The organism is Thauera sp. AutoDN2 (assembly GCF_051280715.1).
GTDB lineage: Bacteria > Pseudomonadota > Gammaproteobacteria > Burkholderiales > Rhodocyclaceae > Thauera.
Window position 1 is genome coordinate 1 of record NZ_JBNCAR010000045.1, and the last position, 16,194, is coordinate 16,194.

Annotated in this window: 13 protein-coding genes and 1 CRISPR repeat array; of the genes, 9 read left to right on the forward strand and 4 right to left on the reverse strand. The window is 63.4% G+C overall.

Features of this window, described 5'->3' with window-relative positions:
* The coding region (locus ACPT9U_RS16195; RefSeq protein ID WP_435751677.1) for a DUF4926 domain-containing protein at nt 1–274 on the reverse strand (274 nt) is incomplete at its 3' end.
* 634 nt (nt 275–908) lie between these two features.
* On the opposite strand from ACPT9U_RS16195, the gene ACPT9U_RS16200 reads away from it, so the two are divergent.
* A complete protein-coding gene (locus ACPT9U_RS16200) occupies nt 909–1,052 on the forward strand; it encodes a hypothetical protein (protein WP_435751678.1) in 144 nt (47 codons plus the stop codon).
* Between the two features lie 163 nt (nt 1,053–1,215).
* On the opposite strand, the gene ACPT9U_RS16205 is transcribed toward ACPT9U_RS16200, so the two are convergent.
* The 3 genes from ACPT9U_RS16205 to ACPT9U_RS16215 all read right to left on the reverse strand — a co-directional run bounded on the left by ACPT9U_RS16205 (nt 1,216) and on the right by ACPT9U_RS16215 (nt 4,689).
* Complete coding sequence (locus ACPT9U_RS16205) at nt 1,216–3,474, reverse strand: UvrD-helicase domain-containing protein (RefSeq protein ID WP_435751679.1); 2,259 nt, start codon at nt 3,472–3,474, stop codon at nt 1,216–1,218.
* Nucleotides 3,475–3,635: 161 nt separating this feature from the next.
* A complete protein-coding gene (gene arfB, locus ACPT9U_RS16210; protein ID WP_435751680.1) occupies nt 3,636–4,040 on the reverse strand; it encodes an alternative ribosome rescue aminoacyl-tRNA hydrolase ArfB in 405 nt (134 codons plus the stop codon).
* A gap of 37 nt (nt 4,041–4,077) precedes the next feature.
* Complete coding sequence (locus ACPT9U_RS16215; RefSeq protein WP_435751681.1) at nt 4,078–4,689, reverse strand: 3'-5' exonuclease; 612 nt, start codon at nt 4,687–4,689, stop codon at nt 4,078–4,080.
* A gap of 197 nt (nt 4,690–4,886) precedes the next feature.
* Between ACPT9U_RS16215 and cas3 the strand changes: the two genes are divergently transcribed.
* The 8 genes from cas3 to cas2e are packed head-to-tail and all read left to right on the forward strand — an operon-like array spanning nt 4,887 to nt 13,319.
* Nucleotides 4,887–7,592, forward strand: coding sequence for a CRISPR-associated helicase Cas3' (gene cas3 / locus ACPT9U_RS16220; protein WP_435751682.1), 2,706 nt, complete (start codon nt 4,887–4,889; stop codon nt 7,590–7,592).
* A 25-nt stretch (nt 7,593–7,617) separates the two neighbouring features.
* Nucleotides 7,618–9,162, forward strand: coding sequence for a type I-E CRISPR-associated protein Cse1/CasA (casA, locus tag ACPT9U_RS16225; RefSeq protein WP_435751683.1), 1,545 nt, complete (start codon nt 7,618–7,620; stop codon nt 9,160–9,162).
* A complete protein-coding gene (casB, locus tag ACPT9U_RS16230; RefSeq protein ID WP_435751684.1) occupies nt 9,159–9,680 on the forward strand; it encodes a type I-E CRISPR-associated protein Cse2/CasB in 522 nt (173 codons plus the stop codon). The genes casA and casB overlap by 4 nt, the downstream gene beginning before the upstream one ends.
* On the forward strand, nt 9,677–10,834 hold the full coding sequence (cas7e, locus tag ACPT9U_RS16235) for a type I-E CRISPR-associated protein Cas7/Cse4/CasC (protein WP_435751685.1): 1,158 nt from the start codon (nt 9,677–9,679) through the stop codon (nt 10,832–10,834). The genes casB and cas7e overlap by 4 nt, the downstream gene beginning before the upstream one ends.
* Nucleotides 10,835–10,837: 3 nt before the next feature.
* Nucleotides 10,838–11,506 (forward strand): type I-E CRISPR-associated protein Cas5/CasD, encoded by a 669-nt coding sequence (cas5e, locus tag ACPT9U_RS16240; protein ID WP_435751686.1) that lies wholly within the window; start codon nt 10,838–10,840, stop codon nt 11,504–11,506.
* On the forward strand, nt 11,481–12,113 hold the full coding sequence (cas6e, locus tag ACPT9U_RS16245; RefSeq protein ID WP_435751687.1) for a type I-E CRISPR-associated protein Cas6/Cse3/CasE: 633 nt from the start codon (nt 11,481–11,483) through the stop codon (nt 12,111–12,113). The genes cas5e and cas6e overlap by 26 nt, the downstream gene beginning before the upstream one ends.
* Before the next feature lie 2 nt (nt 12,114–12,115).
* Entirely contained in the window at nt 12,116–13,042 is a 927-nt protein-coding gene (cas1e, locus tag ACPT9U_RS16250) for a type I-E CRISPR-associated endonuclease Cas1e (RefSeq protein ID WP_435751688.1), read from the forward strand.
* The gene (gene cas2e / locus ACPT9U_RS16255) at nt 13,023–13,319 is read left to right on the forward strand and encodes a type I-E CRISPR-associated endoribonuclease Cas2e (protein WP_435751689.1); all 297 of its coding nucleotides are present in this window, start codon (nt 13,023–13,025) and stop codon (nt 13,317–13,319) included. Before cas1e ends, cas2e begins: the two co-directional genes overlap by 20 nt.
* A 90-nt stretch (nt 13,320–13,409) precedes the next feature.
* Nucleotides 13,410–15,820: a CRISPR direct-repeat array (repeat unit 29 nt; unit sequence GTGTTCCCCACGCCCGTGGGGATGAACCG).
* Nucleotides 15,821–16,194: the final 374 nt, after the last annotated feature.

Consider the following 16,194-nt stretch of genomic DNA (forward strand, 5'->3'; position numbering starts at 1 on the left):
GCTCGCGAGCCTGAACCCTCGCGGTCACGGCGACGCGTGAAGCAAAAAGCCGCGCCACCGGGGGCCGAACCGTGAGGGTGTGAGAAATGCGGGCTAGCAGCACTTTGGGGACGGGCACAAGCTCCAAGGTCTTTCCGTGTTCATCTGCGAATTCGACCAACACTGTGTTCTCGTCTAGTACTTCGACGATTGTCCCCCTTGCCAAATCCTGCCTTAGACGAACGATCGCTAAGGGTTGCATCGAGGTCGTAGATGAGGCTGGTGGGACCGACATGGGAAGACGTGAAAGAGAACCTTGACGTCGGGTAACGTATCACACGATGCGGCCCGCCGGGTGAGCAGCGAATCTTGAGAAGCTTCCGCTCAAATACCGGACCCCGCATTTTCAACCGAATAAGCCGAATGGCGGAAATGCGCCAACGTGCGGCCCTCCACCCTGCAAGGACTAGATGGCCGCTCAGGCCGACTTGTTGCTTGTTGGCATAGGCATGAGGCAGTTGCCGGGCCAAAGAAACCAGACTGTGAGTTCGGCTAGCGGTCAGGCCGCTTTAGATTACAGTCCAGACATGCAAAACTCATGAGATCTTGGGCTGGTCGAGTCTCGATCGTTGCCATCCTCTCCAGTAAAATCTCACCTATCGCGCGCTCAATGCCCAGCAACGGCGCGGCTTTCCAGGGCTCTCCCGTAGACTCTCACCTATTGGTCGCCGCAACGATTCTGGCCACGTTCAGGGACATCGCCCGAATCCGCGCGGCCGACATGGCTGACCTGTTTCCCTTTCCCGATTGCCCCAACGGACCCCACGCGCACCCCGCCGAACAGGGAGCCATCATCCAGGCGGACCACTCAGCCGGACAAAGCCTTCACTCGACCTGACCTGCGCCCACTGTCCGCTTACTCGAACGTGATGGCCTATCTCCGCCGCTTGCTGGCGCTGCCGGCCTTTGTCAGCAGCGTGCAAGCCGACCATATCAAGGCCGGGTCTTACTCGATCAAGACGCTGAACCCGACGAGCATCGTGCCGGCGGGACCGCTGCTCGACCATCTCTAAACAGGCAAACTCCCGGAAGCAGGCCGGACAAGGGCTCGCCGCAACGATTCCCTCTTGATACTCGTCACACCCAACATATCCGCGGATTGGCTTGCCAAACCCACTTGATGTAGCCGCCCGCAAGCACAGATCGAGACGAAGGGGGAGTATTACTAGCGAAAGATCACCGGTTTTCATCACTGCAAAGATCGAGAAAGCCCCCCTCCCGAAGCGACCGCGCCACCTTCAGAGACTTGACGTAGGGGCTCACGCGCTGCTCGTCCTCCGGCACCAGCAGGGTCAGTTCGTCGCAGACGCGCGTGACTGCGACATAGAAGCGGTTGCGCTCCTCGTGCGGGTCGGCATCCCGCGCCGGGAAAGCACCCGCCTCCAGGAACGGAAGAAGGACCGCCTCGAACTCCTGACCCTTTGCCGCCTCTACCGAACACACCAGCAGCGTGTTCATCGGCCTGGCCTTTCGGAGCGCGATATCGACCTCCTTCAGCCAGTTCGCGAACTCGCGCAGTGAACAGTTCCTTCGCTTGGCACTCTGCACGAAGCCGTCCAACGACTGAGACACCATTCGCGCCATGGCCGGGTCGACGAACAGCAAGCGTGCCTTGTTCTTCATGTCCAGGGTGGCTACGACCTGTTCGAGCAGGACGTGAGCGGGAGCGTCAGGCGCAGCGCCTCGAATGAGCGCGACCGACGCGTCGAGCCGCAGACGATTCCTTCTCTCCTCGGGTGTCTCCCCGACCGTACTCGATTCGTAATCGCTGCGCCGGCGCAAATCTTCGGCCTTGGCGGTCTGGCCGCTCCGATTCAACGCCTGGATCCGCTCAAGGAGCGCGGTCTCCTCCATTGATTGCCGCTCCCACGATAGACGGGCGACACGCCGGTCATAGATCGTTCGCGGACGCAGCAGCACCCCCTGCAGGAAGTGCTGAAAATTCAGCCCCGGATCCTTCGCCGCATCCTTCAGATACTTCCCTTGAAGACGCTCGGGCGCCCATTCGAACTGCTGCCAAAGCAGCAGGGAGCTGATGACTTTGGAAAATTTATCGTCGCCAGGAATCGTCGTCAGATCGTCCAGTGCAAAGGCCATTATGCCCCGCAGCACCAGGACCTCGGGCCGCATCAGATAACTCTCCATCCCCTCGATACGCCAGTTCAGGCCGGCCTCGAAGAGCGCATTCTCGACAAGAATTGACTGGTAGGGCGAACGCAGGATGATCGCCGTATCGTCGAGACGTCCGCCTCGCTTCCTGAAGTCCACAAGTGCCGCAACGAGCTTGCCGGCGGCGGCACCGTGGTCTGCATAGCGCTCTACCCGGACTTCGGTCTTGTGCGATCTCCCGGATCGCACCCGGTCGTTATCGCTCCCGTCCCCCATCAGCGCCGACACCATCTTTGCCATGATCGGCCCGTGGCGGTAGGTGCTCGACAGCGTGAGTCGGACAACCGAAGAAGATTGCCACTCCGCCCCGAAACGCTCCTTCATGAAGCGGATATTGGATCCCGCCCAGCCGTGAATGATCTGGTCAAAGTCACCCGCGCCGATGAAGTAGACGGGCTTCGGGCCCAGGATCTCCGCGGCGATCGATCCTTCGACCGATTCACGCGACGGATCCAGCAGCCACTTCAAGACCTCATAACTCGCCGGGTTCATGTCCTGCAGTTCGTCGACGGCGACGAACTCGTACGTCGGCATCCGGATCCGGCCCTGCGTCTCAATCAGCATCCTCGCCAGATCGAAAGTCGCGTCGAATTCGCTCCGCCAGGCCGCCGGCCGATCGTCGTAATAGCTGCCCGTCCCGCGGACCCGCTCTACCTCCCGATAGATATAAAAGAAGCTCTCTGGAAGCCCGTACCGGATCGCCCGGTCCTCGTAGGTTTCGTCCTCATCGAGGTCGGGGCTCAACAGATTGGCCTTCATCAGGCGGGCATTCCGCACGAACTCGGTGATCTGCTCGTTGTGCTCGGGTAGCACGATCTCGAGCGGCCGCACGCGATCGTCCTCGCGCTTCTTAATGTTCGCCGCCGCCTTCCGGACATATGCGCAGACCTCGTCCATCGACGATAGCTGATCGGCCCGCTCATATCCAAAGCCGTTCAGCACCTCGACACAGAAGTCGTCGAACGCGACACACTTGATGGCATTCGCGAGCTGCGCATCGTTTGAAAGCTTGGCGATGATCCGCCGGATCACCTGCGCCGCTTCGCGCGAGAAGGTGAGCACCAGGATCTTGCGTGGATCCTTCCCGTACCGGACGTTCTCCATCACCTTGAGCGCGATGGTCGTCGACTTGCCTGACCCGGCAGCGGACATTGCGATGACATAGCGATTCTGGCAGCGCTGAATCGCCAGCTGTTCGGCCGTCGGCTGGAAATCCCCCGGCACGAACCGCACTGAACTCGCACCTCGGTAGTTGGTCGGCAGCATCGTTGGTCGAGCTCAATTGTGTAACCTCAAGATGATAGCGTCGGAAGCGCTCGATCCGAACTACGACTCGGAGTTGGCGCGCTCAATGATTGACTAGTGCGCGCGCCTGCTGGACGCAAATTGATGCGAGACGCTCACTGAGCCTCGACTTCACCAGTCCGTCAGTCGCTGACCTTGCCGCGCGCAGCCTTGATCGACGCCCGCCGCGCCTTCCCCTCCAGCCTGCGGGTGACCGACGCACGGGTCGGCCGGGTCGCACGGCGCGCCTTCGGGGGCGCAGCGACACGCTCGATCAGCTCTTCCAGTCGGCGCAGCGCCTCGGCGCGGTTCTTCTCCAGGCTGCGAAATTTCTGTGCCTTGATGATCGCCACGCCCTCCTTGCTGATGCGATGGTCGTGCAGGGCCAGCAGTCGCGCGCGGATGTCCTCGGAAAGGCTCGAGGCGGCGATATCGAAGCGCAGATGCACCGCGTTCGACACCTTGTTGACATTCTGCCCGCCCGCACCCTGGGCCCGGATCGCGGTAATCTCGATTTCGTCAGGAGAGAGGATAAAGTCGGTTGTCATCGTTTGGCGCGTATCCCCTCGGCCGGTCGCACGCGCATCAGCATCCCCGGGCAGCGGCCAGACATCTTGGCAGCTGCACCTTGGACGCACGCTGGATCTGGCGCAGCAGATCGACCGACACCCTCGGCACCTGATGCCGAAGTCGCAGCTCATCCTCGAGCCGAAGCAGCAGGCTCGCGGCCATCTCGGCATCGGCCAGGGCACAGTGGTAGCGCCCGGCGACCGGCAGATTGGCGTACTCGACCAGGACGCCCAGCTTGTGGCTTGGTGCGAGCGGCAGGATGCGTCGGGACAGCAGTAGCGAGCACACGAAGTCCTGCTTCCTGCTGCGCTGGATTCGTGCGAGCTCCGCGTCCCAGAACTTGGCATCGAACGAGGCGTTGTGGGCAACGATCGGCATGTCGCCGACGAAATCAGAGACGTCACGCATGACCTCGCCCGCCGAAGGTGCGCTGCGAACCATCGCGTTCGTGATCCCGGTCAGCGCCTCGATGTATGCAGGAATCCGCACGCCCGCGTTCATCAGGCTCTGGTAGCGGTCGACCACACGACCGTCCTCCACGATGACCGCTGCGATCTCCGTGGCGCGGTCACCCTGTGCGGGTGACAACCCCGTGGTCTCGAAATCTATGACTGCCACCGCTTCCATACTCAGCACCGTCCCATCGTACGTGGCGCATGGGGACATGCGCACCTTGGCGACCGGGCAGGATTATAGGCAGGGTGGCCCGCACCCGACGACCGCCGATTGCTCCCCGCGCCTGTGGCCTGCGCCTGCAGAGTTTGCTTCTTGCATAGAACATACTGGCATGGAAGAATCTAAAGTCATTATTTTGTGACATTGCCATGGTCGCAAGTGTGCCGTGCCTGCAAGCAGTACAACGCTCCCCCTCGGCTTTGGCGATCCCTCGGCGCATTTGGGCCAAGACGGACTCTGAAAGCAATTGGCACCCACTTCTGCTGCACATGCTGGATGTTGCAGCAACTGCATCAGCCCTCGTTGGGCGCGAACCTGCAGCCACTCGTAACCGGCTCGCCGACATGCTCGGTCTGCCATGGGACCTTGCTCGTCCTTGGCTGTTATTGCTTATTGCTGCCCACGATCTCGGCAAGGCCTGCCCAGGGTTCCAGTGCAAGTGGCAAAACCTGTCAGGACTGAATCCAGGCCGCAGTCCGAATATCAGAATCAACCACGCCTTCGTCAGCCAGATCGCGCTAGCGGCGTGGCTTGTCAAGCGTGGCTGGCCCGATGAACTCGCTCGGCTGGCCGCCGACGCGGTGGGCTGTCACCACGGTAGCCGGGCTTCGCCAAAGACGCTTGAAGCACTTGAAGGGGATCGCAGTGCCATCGGGCGGGACGAATGGGCTGATGCCCGCCATGCCTTGCTCGATACGCTGTTCGAGGTCTTCCAGCCAACAGCCCTTCCGGCGAAGGCCGGCCTTTCAGGCCCGGAGTTCATGCTGCTGGCCGGTCTCACCAGCTTTGCTGACTGGATCGGCTCCAATACCGAATGGTTCACCTTTGGCACTGAAGCCGACGCCGATGATCCAGCAGTGTGGTTTGAAGCGCGTCGTGCCTGCGCAGATCGGGCTTTGGACGTGCTGGGTTGGCAGCCCCGCACGCCGCTGCTGACCAGCCCTCTCAGCTTTCACGAAGTGTTCGGCTTCTCGCCACGCCCCTTGCAGGAGGCCGTGGCCACCGTGCTAGCGGACCTCGACGAACCGGCCATCCTGCTGATCGAAGCTCCCATGGGCGAAGGCAAGACCGAAGCCGCCTGGTTTGCCCATCTGGAACTGCAACGCCGTTTCGAGCACCGGGGCCTGTACATCGCCCTGCCCACCCAGGCCACCGGCAATGCCATGTTTGCGCGCACCCTGGCCTTCCTGCGGGCACGGGACGCCGGCCGCGTGCTGGATCTGCAACTGCTGCATGGAGGAACCCCGCTAAACGACCATTTCCAGCAGCTTCGTCTGGCTACTGTTCATGACGACGTCGATCCCGACGCCGCCCAAGTCAAAGCGGGCGAGTGGTTTACCCACAAGAAGCGGGCACTGCTCTCCGAATATGGCGTGGGCACGGTAGATCAGGCCCTGCTGCCGGTGCTGCCGGTGCGTCATCACTTTGTTCGCCTGTGGGGACTCGCCAACCGGGTGGTGGTGTTCGACGAGATCCATGCCTACGACGCTTATACCGGCACCCTGCTGATCCATCTGGTGCGCTGGCTGCATGCTTTGGGTTCTTCAGTGCTGCTGCTCTCGGCCACCCTGCCGCCGGCCATCCGGCGCGAACTGGCCCAGGTGGTGGGGGGGAAACTGCCCGCCACGGAAGCCGCTTACCCCCGGCTGAGTGTGTTCGCCACGGGGAACGTCCGGCAAACCCATTTCGAGGCCGATCCCACGCGGCGCGTGACTATCGACATCCAGCCCATCGGTTCGGAGCTGGAGGACATGCAGACGGAACTGCAGCTGCGACTGATCGAAGGCGGCATGGGCCTCACGCTGGTCAACACGGTGCAGCGGGCGCAGGCGCTCTATGGCCTGTTTCCCGAAGGCCGCCCCCTGCTGTGGGAGGGCGAGCAGGTCGGCAAGCTGCTGGACGATGGCACCGAGATCTACCTGTTCCACGCCCGCTTCCAGGCCAGCCAGCGGCAGTTGCGCGAACAGCGTGTGCTCGACATCTTCGGCAAGGCGGGCGGCGAGAACGGCGAGCTGCGCCGCGGGCGCAAGATCCTGATCGCCACCCAGGTGGCCGAGCAGAGCCTCGATCTGGATTTCGACCTCATGGCAACTGACCTGGCCCCCATCGACCTGCTGTTGCAGCGGGCTGGTCGGCTGTGGCGGCACCCCCGGCCCCATCGCCCCGTCGCGGCTCCGATACTGCTGGTCGCAGGGCTAGCCGGGGATGCGCCTGACGACTTCGGCCAACCCCTGTGGTGGGGCGCGGTCTATGCGGAATCCGTCCTGCTGCGCACCTGGTGTCTGCTACGCCAGCCGGAACGCCGGCAGATCATCCTGCCCGACCACATCGATACGCTGGTGCAGGCCGTTTACGAGGAAGACGTCTCCATCCCGGATGCATTGCAGGCGCGGCTGGACAAAGCACTGATGGCGTCGGACGGCGACGATATCGCCAAGACCCAGCAGGCACATGGCGCCATCATCGGTCTGCCCGACGATGCGTCCTGGGACGAGCCGGCGCGTTTCGTCCTGTATGACGAAGACGATCCCTACGTGCATCGCACCCTGGCTGCGCAAACCCGTCTGGGGGACGAGTCCCTGACCGTGATTCCCCTCGGGCCTGCCGACGGCTTTGACGTCGGGATCGCACCCCGCCTCGAGCAGGCCAGGGTGTGGTCCCGGCGCACCCTGCGCGTCGGGCGCAAGGGCGTGGTGAAGCAGCTCAAGGCGCTGGGCATCCCCGAGTCCTGGCAGCAGTGCCCGCTGCTGCGCAACCACTTTCCCCTGTGTCTGGACGACGAAGGCCGCTGGCTGGCGGATAGCTCCGTTCGTCTCGATCGCGCGCTGGGGCTGACCTATGGCAACGAAACCTGAAAGCGGAGGCGCAATGACCGACAGCATGGATGACGCCGCACAGGCGGTGACGCCACGTTTCAACCTGATTGATGAACCCTGGATACCGGTGCGCTGGCTGGACGGCCACCACGGCGAACTGGGTATCCGCGACACCCTGCTGCAAGCGGAGCGCATCGCCGAGATCCAGGACGCTTCACCGCTGGTGGTCGCAGCCTTGCACCGCTTCCTGCTGGCAGTGCTGTATCGGGCCTTGGAGGGGCCGACGGATGGGCAACAGGCCAAAAACTGGTTCAACCTGGGCTGGCCAGGCGGGAAGATCGAGGCGTATCTGGAGAGGTGGCGCGAGCGCTTCTGGCTGTTCGATCCGCGTTATCCATTTGCACAGATTCCCAGCTTCGAACCGCGAATCTGGCGGGCGTGGACAGTACTGGCCGCCGAGCACAATGCCGACAACGCCAAGGTCCTGTTCGACCATGTGGATGTCAATCGTGCTGGTGCGATTGCCCCGGCCCAGGCAATCCGCTGGCTGCTGGCGACCCAGACCTTCTCGGTGAGCTGCGGCAAGAGCGAGTTGTCCCACACCGGTACCGCACCTTCGGCGACGGCGGTAATGGCTCTGCCGCTGGGGCGCAATCTCTTCGATACCTTGTCCTACGCGCTGGTGCCGCAGAACAGGCTGGTGCTGGCCGGCGACCTCCCGTTATGGGAGCGGGAACCTGAAACGCTAGATGCGCTGAAAGGCGGTTGCGAGCGCACGCCCAGCGGCTTTGCGGACCGGTACACCTGGCGCATTCGTGCCATTTGTCTGCAGGCCGACGCAGAGGGCATGGTTTCCCGACTTGCGTTTGCCTCCGGTGTGGGGCCGCAGGCCGAACAGCAGAGCGATCCGATGCTGGGTTACCGGGTTGACGAGAAGAAAGGTCGGTTGCCGGTGGTCTTTCGCGAACGGGGGTTCTGGCGGGATTTCGATTCCCTGCTGCCCGATGTGACCGGCTGCGCCCCCCAGGTCATCGAACATGCCGTTGCCCTGGGGCGCGCGGTGCCGCAACGCTTTCCCGCTTCGGTCATGGTGGCAGGGCAGTCCAACGACAAGGCCAAGATCGAATACTGGCGCATGGAGCGTTTCAGTCTGCCGCCCGCGCTCGCCGGTAATCGTACGGTACGAACAGAAATTCGGGCTCTGCTTGCCGAGGCTGAACAGGCGCAAACCGCGCTCTGGCAAGCCTGCAAGGCCTTTGCCCGCAATCTGCTCAGCCGTGGTGAGCGGGAGCCAGCAGGCAAGGATGTGAGCAACTTCCTGCGCCAGATGCCCGTCACCGACACCTACTGGTCCAGCCTGGAGCCCCGTTTTCACCAGATCCTGGCCGAATACACGGAAGAACGCGATCCCGACGACATCCGCCTGTCGTGGCTCCGGCACGTGTGCTCTGCCATGCGCAGCGCATGGCGCGCCCATGCCTCGGGCGTCGTGGCCGGTGATGCCTGGGCGATCCGTGCGCTGGTCCAGGCCGAAGCACCGGTCCTGCGCCACCTCGGCAGGCTCAAAGACGAAATTTCCAAGCTCGAACCTGCAAAGGAGTCCGCATGAGTGCCTACCTGGAGTGGTTGGAGGATTTGAACAAACGGGATAGCCGGGTGCGGGCCGTGCTGCGCCGCAGCCTGGCCTTCGATCCCGGCGCGTTTCCAGCGGCCTATCCCTATGTCGAACCCTTCCTCAAGGATGAAGACAGCCACTGGCGCCGGCAGGTGCATTATCTGGTAGCCGCCTTGTGGGCGACCCATTGGAAGGCAGCTCGTACCGGAACTGCCCTGCCCATTGGCGTGGTCGTTGCACAGCACCAGCTGATGAGCGGATCTGCCAGCACCGAACGCCGCTTCATCGCCCTGCTCGATGCGGACACCGACGAACTGCCCTACCGGCTGCGCCAGATGGTCGACCTGCTGAAGGATCAGGCCATCGACTTTGGCGCACTGCTCGCCGACCTGTTGCGCTGGCACGCCCCCGACAAGCGCATCCAGAACCAGTGGGCGCGCCAGTTCTTTCGCACGCTGCAAAAAGACACCGATCTGCCTGAAGAATCCGAAACCGAAGAGGAGTCCGTATGAAAACCATCGTCGAAATCCACGTGCTGCAGAACTTCGCCCCCTCCAACCTGAACCGCGACGACACAGGTGCTCCCAAGGACGCCCTGTTCGGCGGCACGCGCCGGGCGCGTATTTCCAGCCAGTGTTCCAAGCGGGCGGTGCGGCAGTTTTTCGGCGAGCAGGTCGCGCAGGGACTCCTGAGTGCCGATGATCTGGCCAGCCGCAGCAAGCGCGTGCTGGAAGCCCTGATCGGGATTCTGGTTGAGAAGGGCCGCGATGCCGAAGCGGCGAAAGAGAAATCGATCTTGGCGCTAGGCGCCATGGAACTCGCGGTCAAGGACGAAGGCAGAACGGAATACCTGCTGTTCCTCGGCCAGAGGGAAATTATCGGCATCGCCGATGTGGTGAATGAAAAGTGGGACACCCTGGTTGCGCCTGAAGCATCTGCCGCCGAGGGCAAGAAAGCCGGCAAGGCCAAGAAGCAGGCGGCCCAGGGCATCGACCCGGAAATCCGCAAGGCGCTGGACAAGGTGTTTAACGGCGGCAAGGCACTGGACGTGGCGCTATTCGGCCGCATGCTGGCTGACATGCCCGAGAAGAACCAGAACGCCGCCTGCCAGGTCGCCCATGCCCTGTCCACCCACGCAGTGGAACGGGAATTCGACTTCTACACGGCCGTGGACGACCTGAAACCCGAGGACACCGCCGGGGCGGACATGATGGGAACGGTGGAATTCAATTCCGCCTGCTTCTACCGCTACGCCGTGGTGGACTGGGAGAAGCTGGGCCAGAACCTGCAGGACGACACCGAACTGGCCGCCAAGGGCCTGCGTGCCTTTCTCGAAGGCTTCGTGGTGGCTGAGCCCACCGGCAAGCAGAACACCTTTGCCGCCCACAACCCACCGGAATTCGTATTGGTCACGGTGCGCCGCAATACGGCACCGCGCAATCTGGCCAATGCTTTCGAGACCGCCATCCGCGCCCGGGACAGCCTGACGCGCAGTTCCGCCAACGCGTTGCTGGGCAAGGCCAGGGGGCTGCAGGCGGCCTATGGTGGCGAAGCCGCAGCCTTCGCGTTGGACCTGACTGGTGCGGAGGTCGGCGACGTGGCGAAGCCGGTAGCTTCCCTCGCCGCGCTGCTCGACGCGGCGATGGCCGAAGTGCATCGGGGCTGAGCCATGGCGACCGTACTGCTGCGCCTGATGGGGCCGATGCAGTCCTGGGGCACCACCAGCCGCTTCGATGAGCGGGACACCGGCAAGGAGCCCAGCAAATCGGGCGTGCTTGGGCTGGTGGCGGCCGCCCTTGGCATCGACCGGGAAAACTGGCGCGACCTGGAACCCCTGTGCCGGCTGCGCATGGGTGTGCGCCACGACCGTCCTGGCGTGCCAAAACGCGATTACCAAACTGCCCAGCGGGTGATTTCCGCGGACGGTTCGAAGATCCACGACACCGCCGTCACCACCCGCCACTACCTCGCCGATGCTGCCTTCCTGGTCGGCCTGTGTGGTGAGGACCGCGCCCTGCTCGAACGCATCCATGGCGCCCTTTCCGATCCGGTGTGGCCGCTTGCTCTGGGACGCAAGTCCTATGTGCCCTCAGAGCCCATCTGGATGCCCGACGCGGTGGTGGATGCCGATCTGCGCGACGCACTTGCCCAGTGGCCCGCGATCGCGTCACCCCGCCCGGGCTCGCCACGTACCCCGCGGATTCTGTCCCTCGAATCCCCCGACCGCTCCGGCCTGATGAAGATGGATCAGCCCCTGTCATCCTTTGCCGAGCGTCGCTTCGGCCCTCGTTTTGTCATTTCGGAGGTGCTGGATGTTCCTCTCCAAACTGCTGCTTGACCCCGCCCACCCGCAGGCGCGGCGCGATCTAGCCAATGCCTATGAGATGCACCGCACCCTGAGCCGGGTCTATGCCACGGGCCCAGATGACCCTCCGGCACGCTTCCTGTGGCGGTTGGAACACAGCGGCGACCGCTTGCCGGAGGAGGGAGCCACCGTACTGCTGCAGTCCGCCACGCCCGGTCGCTGGCAGTGCCTGCAGGAATTGCCTGGCTACGCCCGGGACCTGCATCCCGACAAGACCGTGCCTGTGGAGCAACTTCTGCAGGCCAGCCGCAGCCATGTGTTCCGGCTCTACTGTAATCCGACCGTAACCCGCGACCGCAAGCGTTACGGTCTGCTGCGTGAAGAAGAACAGCTCGCCTGGCTGGCCCGCCAGGGACGTCAGCACGGATTCTCACCGCTGCATGTTCGCATTGGCCGCAGCGAGCGCATCAGCCATCGGCATGGGCGGACCGGTCAGCGCATTACGCTGCAGACGGTGCAGTTCGATGGCTTGCTGAGCGTCGAGGATCCCGCGCAGTTGGGGCAGGCCCTGGTAAACGGTATTGGTCACGGCAAGGCGCTCGGCTTGGGAATGCTGTCGCTTGCGCCGGCCCACGGCTGACCATGTTGCCACCCCTCAAACCCATCCCCATCAAGGAGCGCATGTCCATCGTCTTCGTCGAGAAGGGCGAGATCGACGTGGTGGATGGGGCCTTCGTAGTGGTGGATCAGCAGGGTTTCCGGGTGCGGCCGGTGCTTACCCACATCCCGGTGGGCGGGGTCGCCTGCATCATGCTGGAACCAGGTACTAGGGTGTCCCACATGGCGGCTGCGTTGGCAGCGCGGGTGGGAACGCTGCTTGTGTGGGTGGGAGAGGCCGGTGTGCGCCTGTACTCATCCGGCCAGCCCGGCGGCGCGCGTGCCGACCGACTTCTCTACCAGGCCCGCCTGGCGCTAGACGACGCCCTGCGGTTGAAGGTGGTGCGCAAGATGTATGCGCTGCGCTTCGGTGAAGAGCCGCCAGCCAGGCGCAGCGTGGAGCAGTTGCGTGGCATCGAGGGGGCACGGGTCAAGCGGACCTACCAGCTGCTGGCGCAGAAATTTGGCGTGAAGTGGACCGGCCGCGCCTACAACCCGGAGCACTGGGACGTGTCCGACCTGCCCAACCGCTGTCTGTCGTCCGCCACAGCGGCGCTGTACGGCGTGACTGAGGCTGCGGTGCTGGCTGCGGGATACGCCCCGGCGGTAGGCTTCATCCACACCGGCAAGCCGCTCTCTTTCGTGTACGACGTGGCCGACATCTACAAATTCGATACTGTGGTGCCCACCGCCTTCCAGGTGGCTGCCAGCAACCCGCCCAAGCCGGAACAGGCTGTGCGCCTTGCCTGCCGCGATATCTTCCGCAAAACCAAACTGCTGGAACGCATCATCCCGGACATCGAAGAGATCCTTGCCGCCGGCGAAATTCCCCGCCCCGAGGCGCCGGAAGAGTCCGTCGCCCCCGCCATCACCAATCCAGAGAGTCTGGGTGATGCTGGTCATCGTGCTTGAGAATGCTCCGCCCCGGCTACGGGGCCGGCTGGCCCTATGGCTGCTGGAGGTGCGCGCCGGAGTGTATGTGGGCACATATTCGCGCAAGGTGCGGGAACACATCTGGAACCAGGTGGAAGCTGGAATTGACGATGGTAATGCGGTGATGATGTGGCACACGAACAACGAAGCTGGTTTCGAGTTCCAGACCCTCGGCCCCAACCGTCGGCTGCCCGCCGACTGGGACGGCGTGCGGCTTGTAAGTTTCCATCCAGACGCACAGAAGAACGATCTTTAAAAACTCGAAAACATGCCAATGGCAATAAAATGAGTCGGTAAAATTCACGCTTCAAATATTTCTATTAAAATTCATGGAGATGGAGGAAGTGTGTTCCCCACGCCCGTGGGGATGAACCGCTGGCGGGCGAGTTCGTAGCCGTCCATATACGGTGTTCCCCACGCCCGTGGGGATGAACCGCCGCTTCAGAGCCTGTGGGGCTTCGCGGGCGAGTGTTCCCCACGCCCGTGGGGATGAACCGGCTGCGAACTTTCCAGACAAGTCTTCGATGATGTGTTCCCCACGCCCGTGGGGATGAACCGTCGCCGTCACGCTGCCGGACGGCACCGAGGGCGTGTTCCCCACGCCCGTGGGGATGAACCGTCGCCGAACAGCTTGCGCCCGTGTTGAAGGGGGTGTTCCCCACGCCCGTGGGGATGAACCGGAATATCGTTGGGGCTATGAGAAGTATTATGAGTGTTCCCCACGCCCGTGGGGATGAACCGGCGCAATGCGTCGGTGCGGTCGATCAGCTTTGGTGTTCCCCACGCCCGTGGGGATGAACCGGCTACGCAGCAGCTCGCAGACCAGTTTGCAGAGTGTTCCCCACGCCCGTGGGGATGAACCGGCACTGTTTGGCGCGTATCAATCAGCGACAGTGTGTTCCCCACGCCCGTGGGGATGAACCGCCGCTCGACGTGCGCCCCGCATCCGGCCGCGGCGTGTTCCCCACGCCCGTGGGGATGAACCGAGTCTGCCACCAGAGTTGATAGGTTTGGCAAGGTGTTCCCCACGCCCGTGGGGATGAACCGTCGTGAACGGCAGTCACGCGGGCCGCGCCAAGGTGTTCCCCACGCCCGTGGGGATGAACCGCAGACCCCCCGCCGCAGCACTGGAGAGTGCGAGTGTTCCCCACGCCCGTGGGGATGAACCGCGTCATCTGCCGCTCTTCGGGGGATTTTGCAAGTGTTCCCCACGCCCGTGGGGATGAACCGCCTGATTTCCACGGCATCAAAGATGAAGACGGGTGTTCCCCACGCCCGTGGGGATGAACCGTGAGTGGGACGTTTAACGGTCAGACCATATGCGTGTTCCCCACGCCCGTGGGGATGAACCGGCGGATACGTCGCCATCACCCAGCGCAGCATCGTGTTCCCCACGCCCGTGGGGATGAACCGCGTGGCGATGCGGTTCATCCTGCGGCGGGTTTGTGTTCCCCACGCCCGTGGGGATGAACCGTGGAGCAGGCCATCGCCACCGCGTTTGCTGCGGTGTTCCCCACGCCCGTGGGGATGAACCGTGGTGCGCGGGTTGCCCGATGCGTCTGTCGATGTGTTCCCCACGCCCGTGGGGATGAACCGCGACACCCGGCCCACGTCACCGTCAGCATCGAGTGTTCCCCACGCCCGTGGGGATGAACCGCCGAAATACGCAAAGCGCCCGCCCATGCTCGTGTGTTCCCCACGCCCGTGGGGATGAACCGTGGGACAGCCTGATACTGCGCTACCTTCAGGGGTGTTCCCCACGCCCGTGGGGATGAACCGCGTTCGACCGCGGACTCGGTCTCGGCGCCGGTGTGTTCCCCACGCCCGTGGGGATGAACCGTTTATCGCCGTCATGGAAGGCATCGGCAAGACCGTGTTCCCCACGCCCGTGGGGATGAACCGGCGCTGTTTTGGGGCGCGGAGGATTGCGTGGTGTGTTCCCCACGCCCGTGGGGATGAACCGGAAACGACGACGGACACGCGGAGTCAGTTCGAGTGTTCCCCACGCCCGTGGGGATGAACCGCGTCCTGTCCGGCCTCAGTCGTCAGGTCAAGCGTGTTCCCCACGCCCGTGGGGATGAACCGTGCCTCGTCGAACACGTCCAGGTAAAACGACAGTGTTCCCCACGCCCGTGGGGATGAACCGTCTGCCCCTCGCCCTGATTGCGCTCTCCCTGCGTGTTCCCCACGCCCGTGGGGATGAACCGCGTGAGTACGCCGGGGGCGGGCTTCGGCTCGCGTGTTCCCCACGCCCGTGGGGATGAACCGGAGTATCAGTGGCAAACAACGGGGAAATACTAGTGTTCCCCACGCCCGTGGGGATGAACCGGGGTCGCGGCTGGAGAACAGCGTGTAGCCGAGGTGTTCCCCACGCCCGTGGGGATGAACCGAGATTGAGACAGAGCTAATAATGTGGTCTGACGTGTTCCCCACGCCCGTGGGGATGAACCAGGCGGCACGCGAGGAATATGAGAGGGCGCGTTGTGTTCCCCACGCCCGTGGGGATGAACCGGTTACGGTGACCGCGTTGCTGGTGGTGCCGTTGTGTTCCCCACGCCCGTGGGGATGAACCGCCGTGCAATACCGCATACGCCGTGGTGGACTAGTGTTCCCCACGCCCGTGGGGATGAACCGCGAACCTGGCACTACGAGACGCGGGAGCGAACGTGTTCCCCACGCCCGTGGGGATGAACCGCCCGGTCGCCGGTTGTTTGCCGACGACGGGTACGTGTTCCCCACGCCCGTGGGGATGCATGGTGACCTCAACGGACGGTCGCCTTGTGGAACACGCCCCGCAATCGCTGGATCCACCGGCAGCATCATCGCCCCGACGCCACTCGTTGCATTTTCGATTGGAACGTGGATTTCCGCTGAAGGGTGGAGGTCCGACGTACCCCAAGTGTGCCGCTTCCTGTCCTGTCGCCCAAGGACTCGAATCGAAACAACGAGACGTACGCGGCGCCAACTGAAGCGCCCGAGCCGAGCTGCCTGTCAGGCTCAAATCAGCGACCAAACCGATCGACAAGCGCACGTGCAGATTCCATTCTTCATGATCAAGCAGTCCAACGACATGATCTCGCTGATTGATGGTCATGATCAGCGGCTTTGAGGGGTGCGCTTGGGTTCGCTGA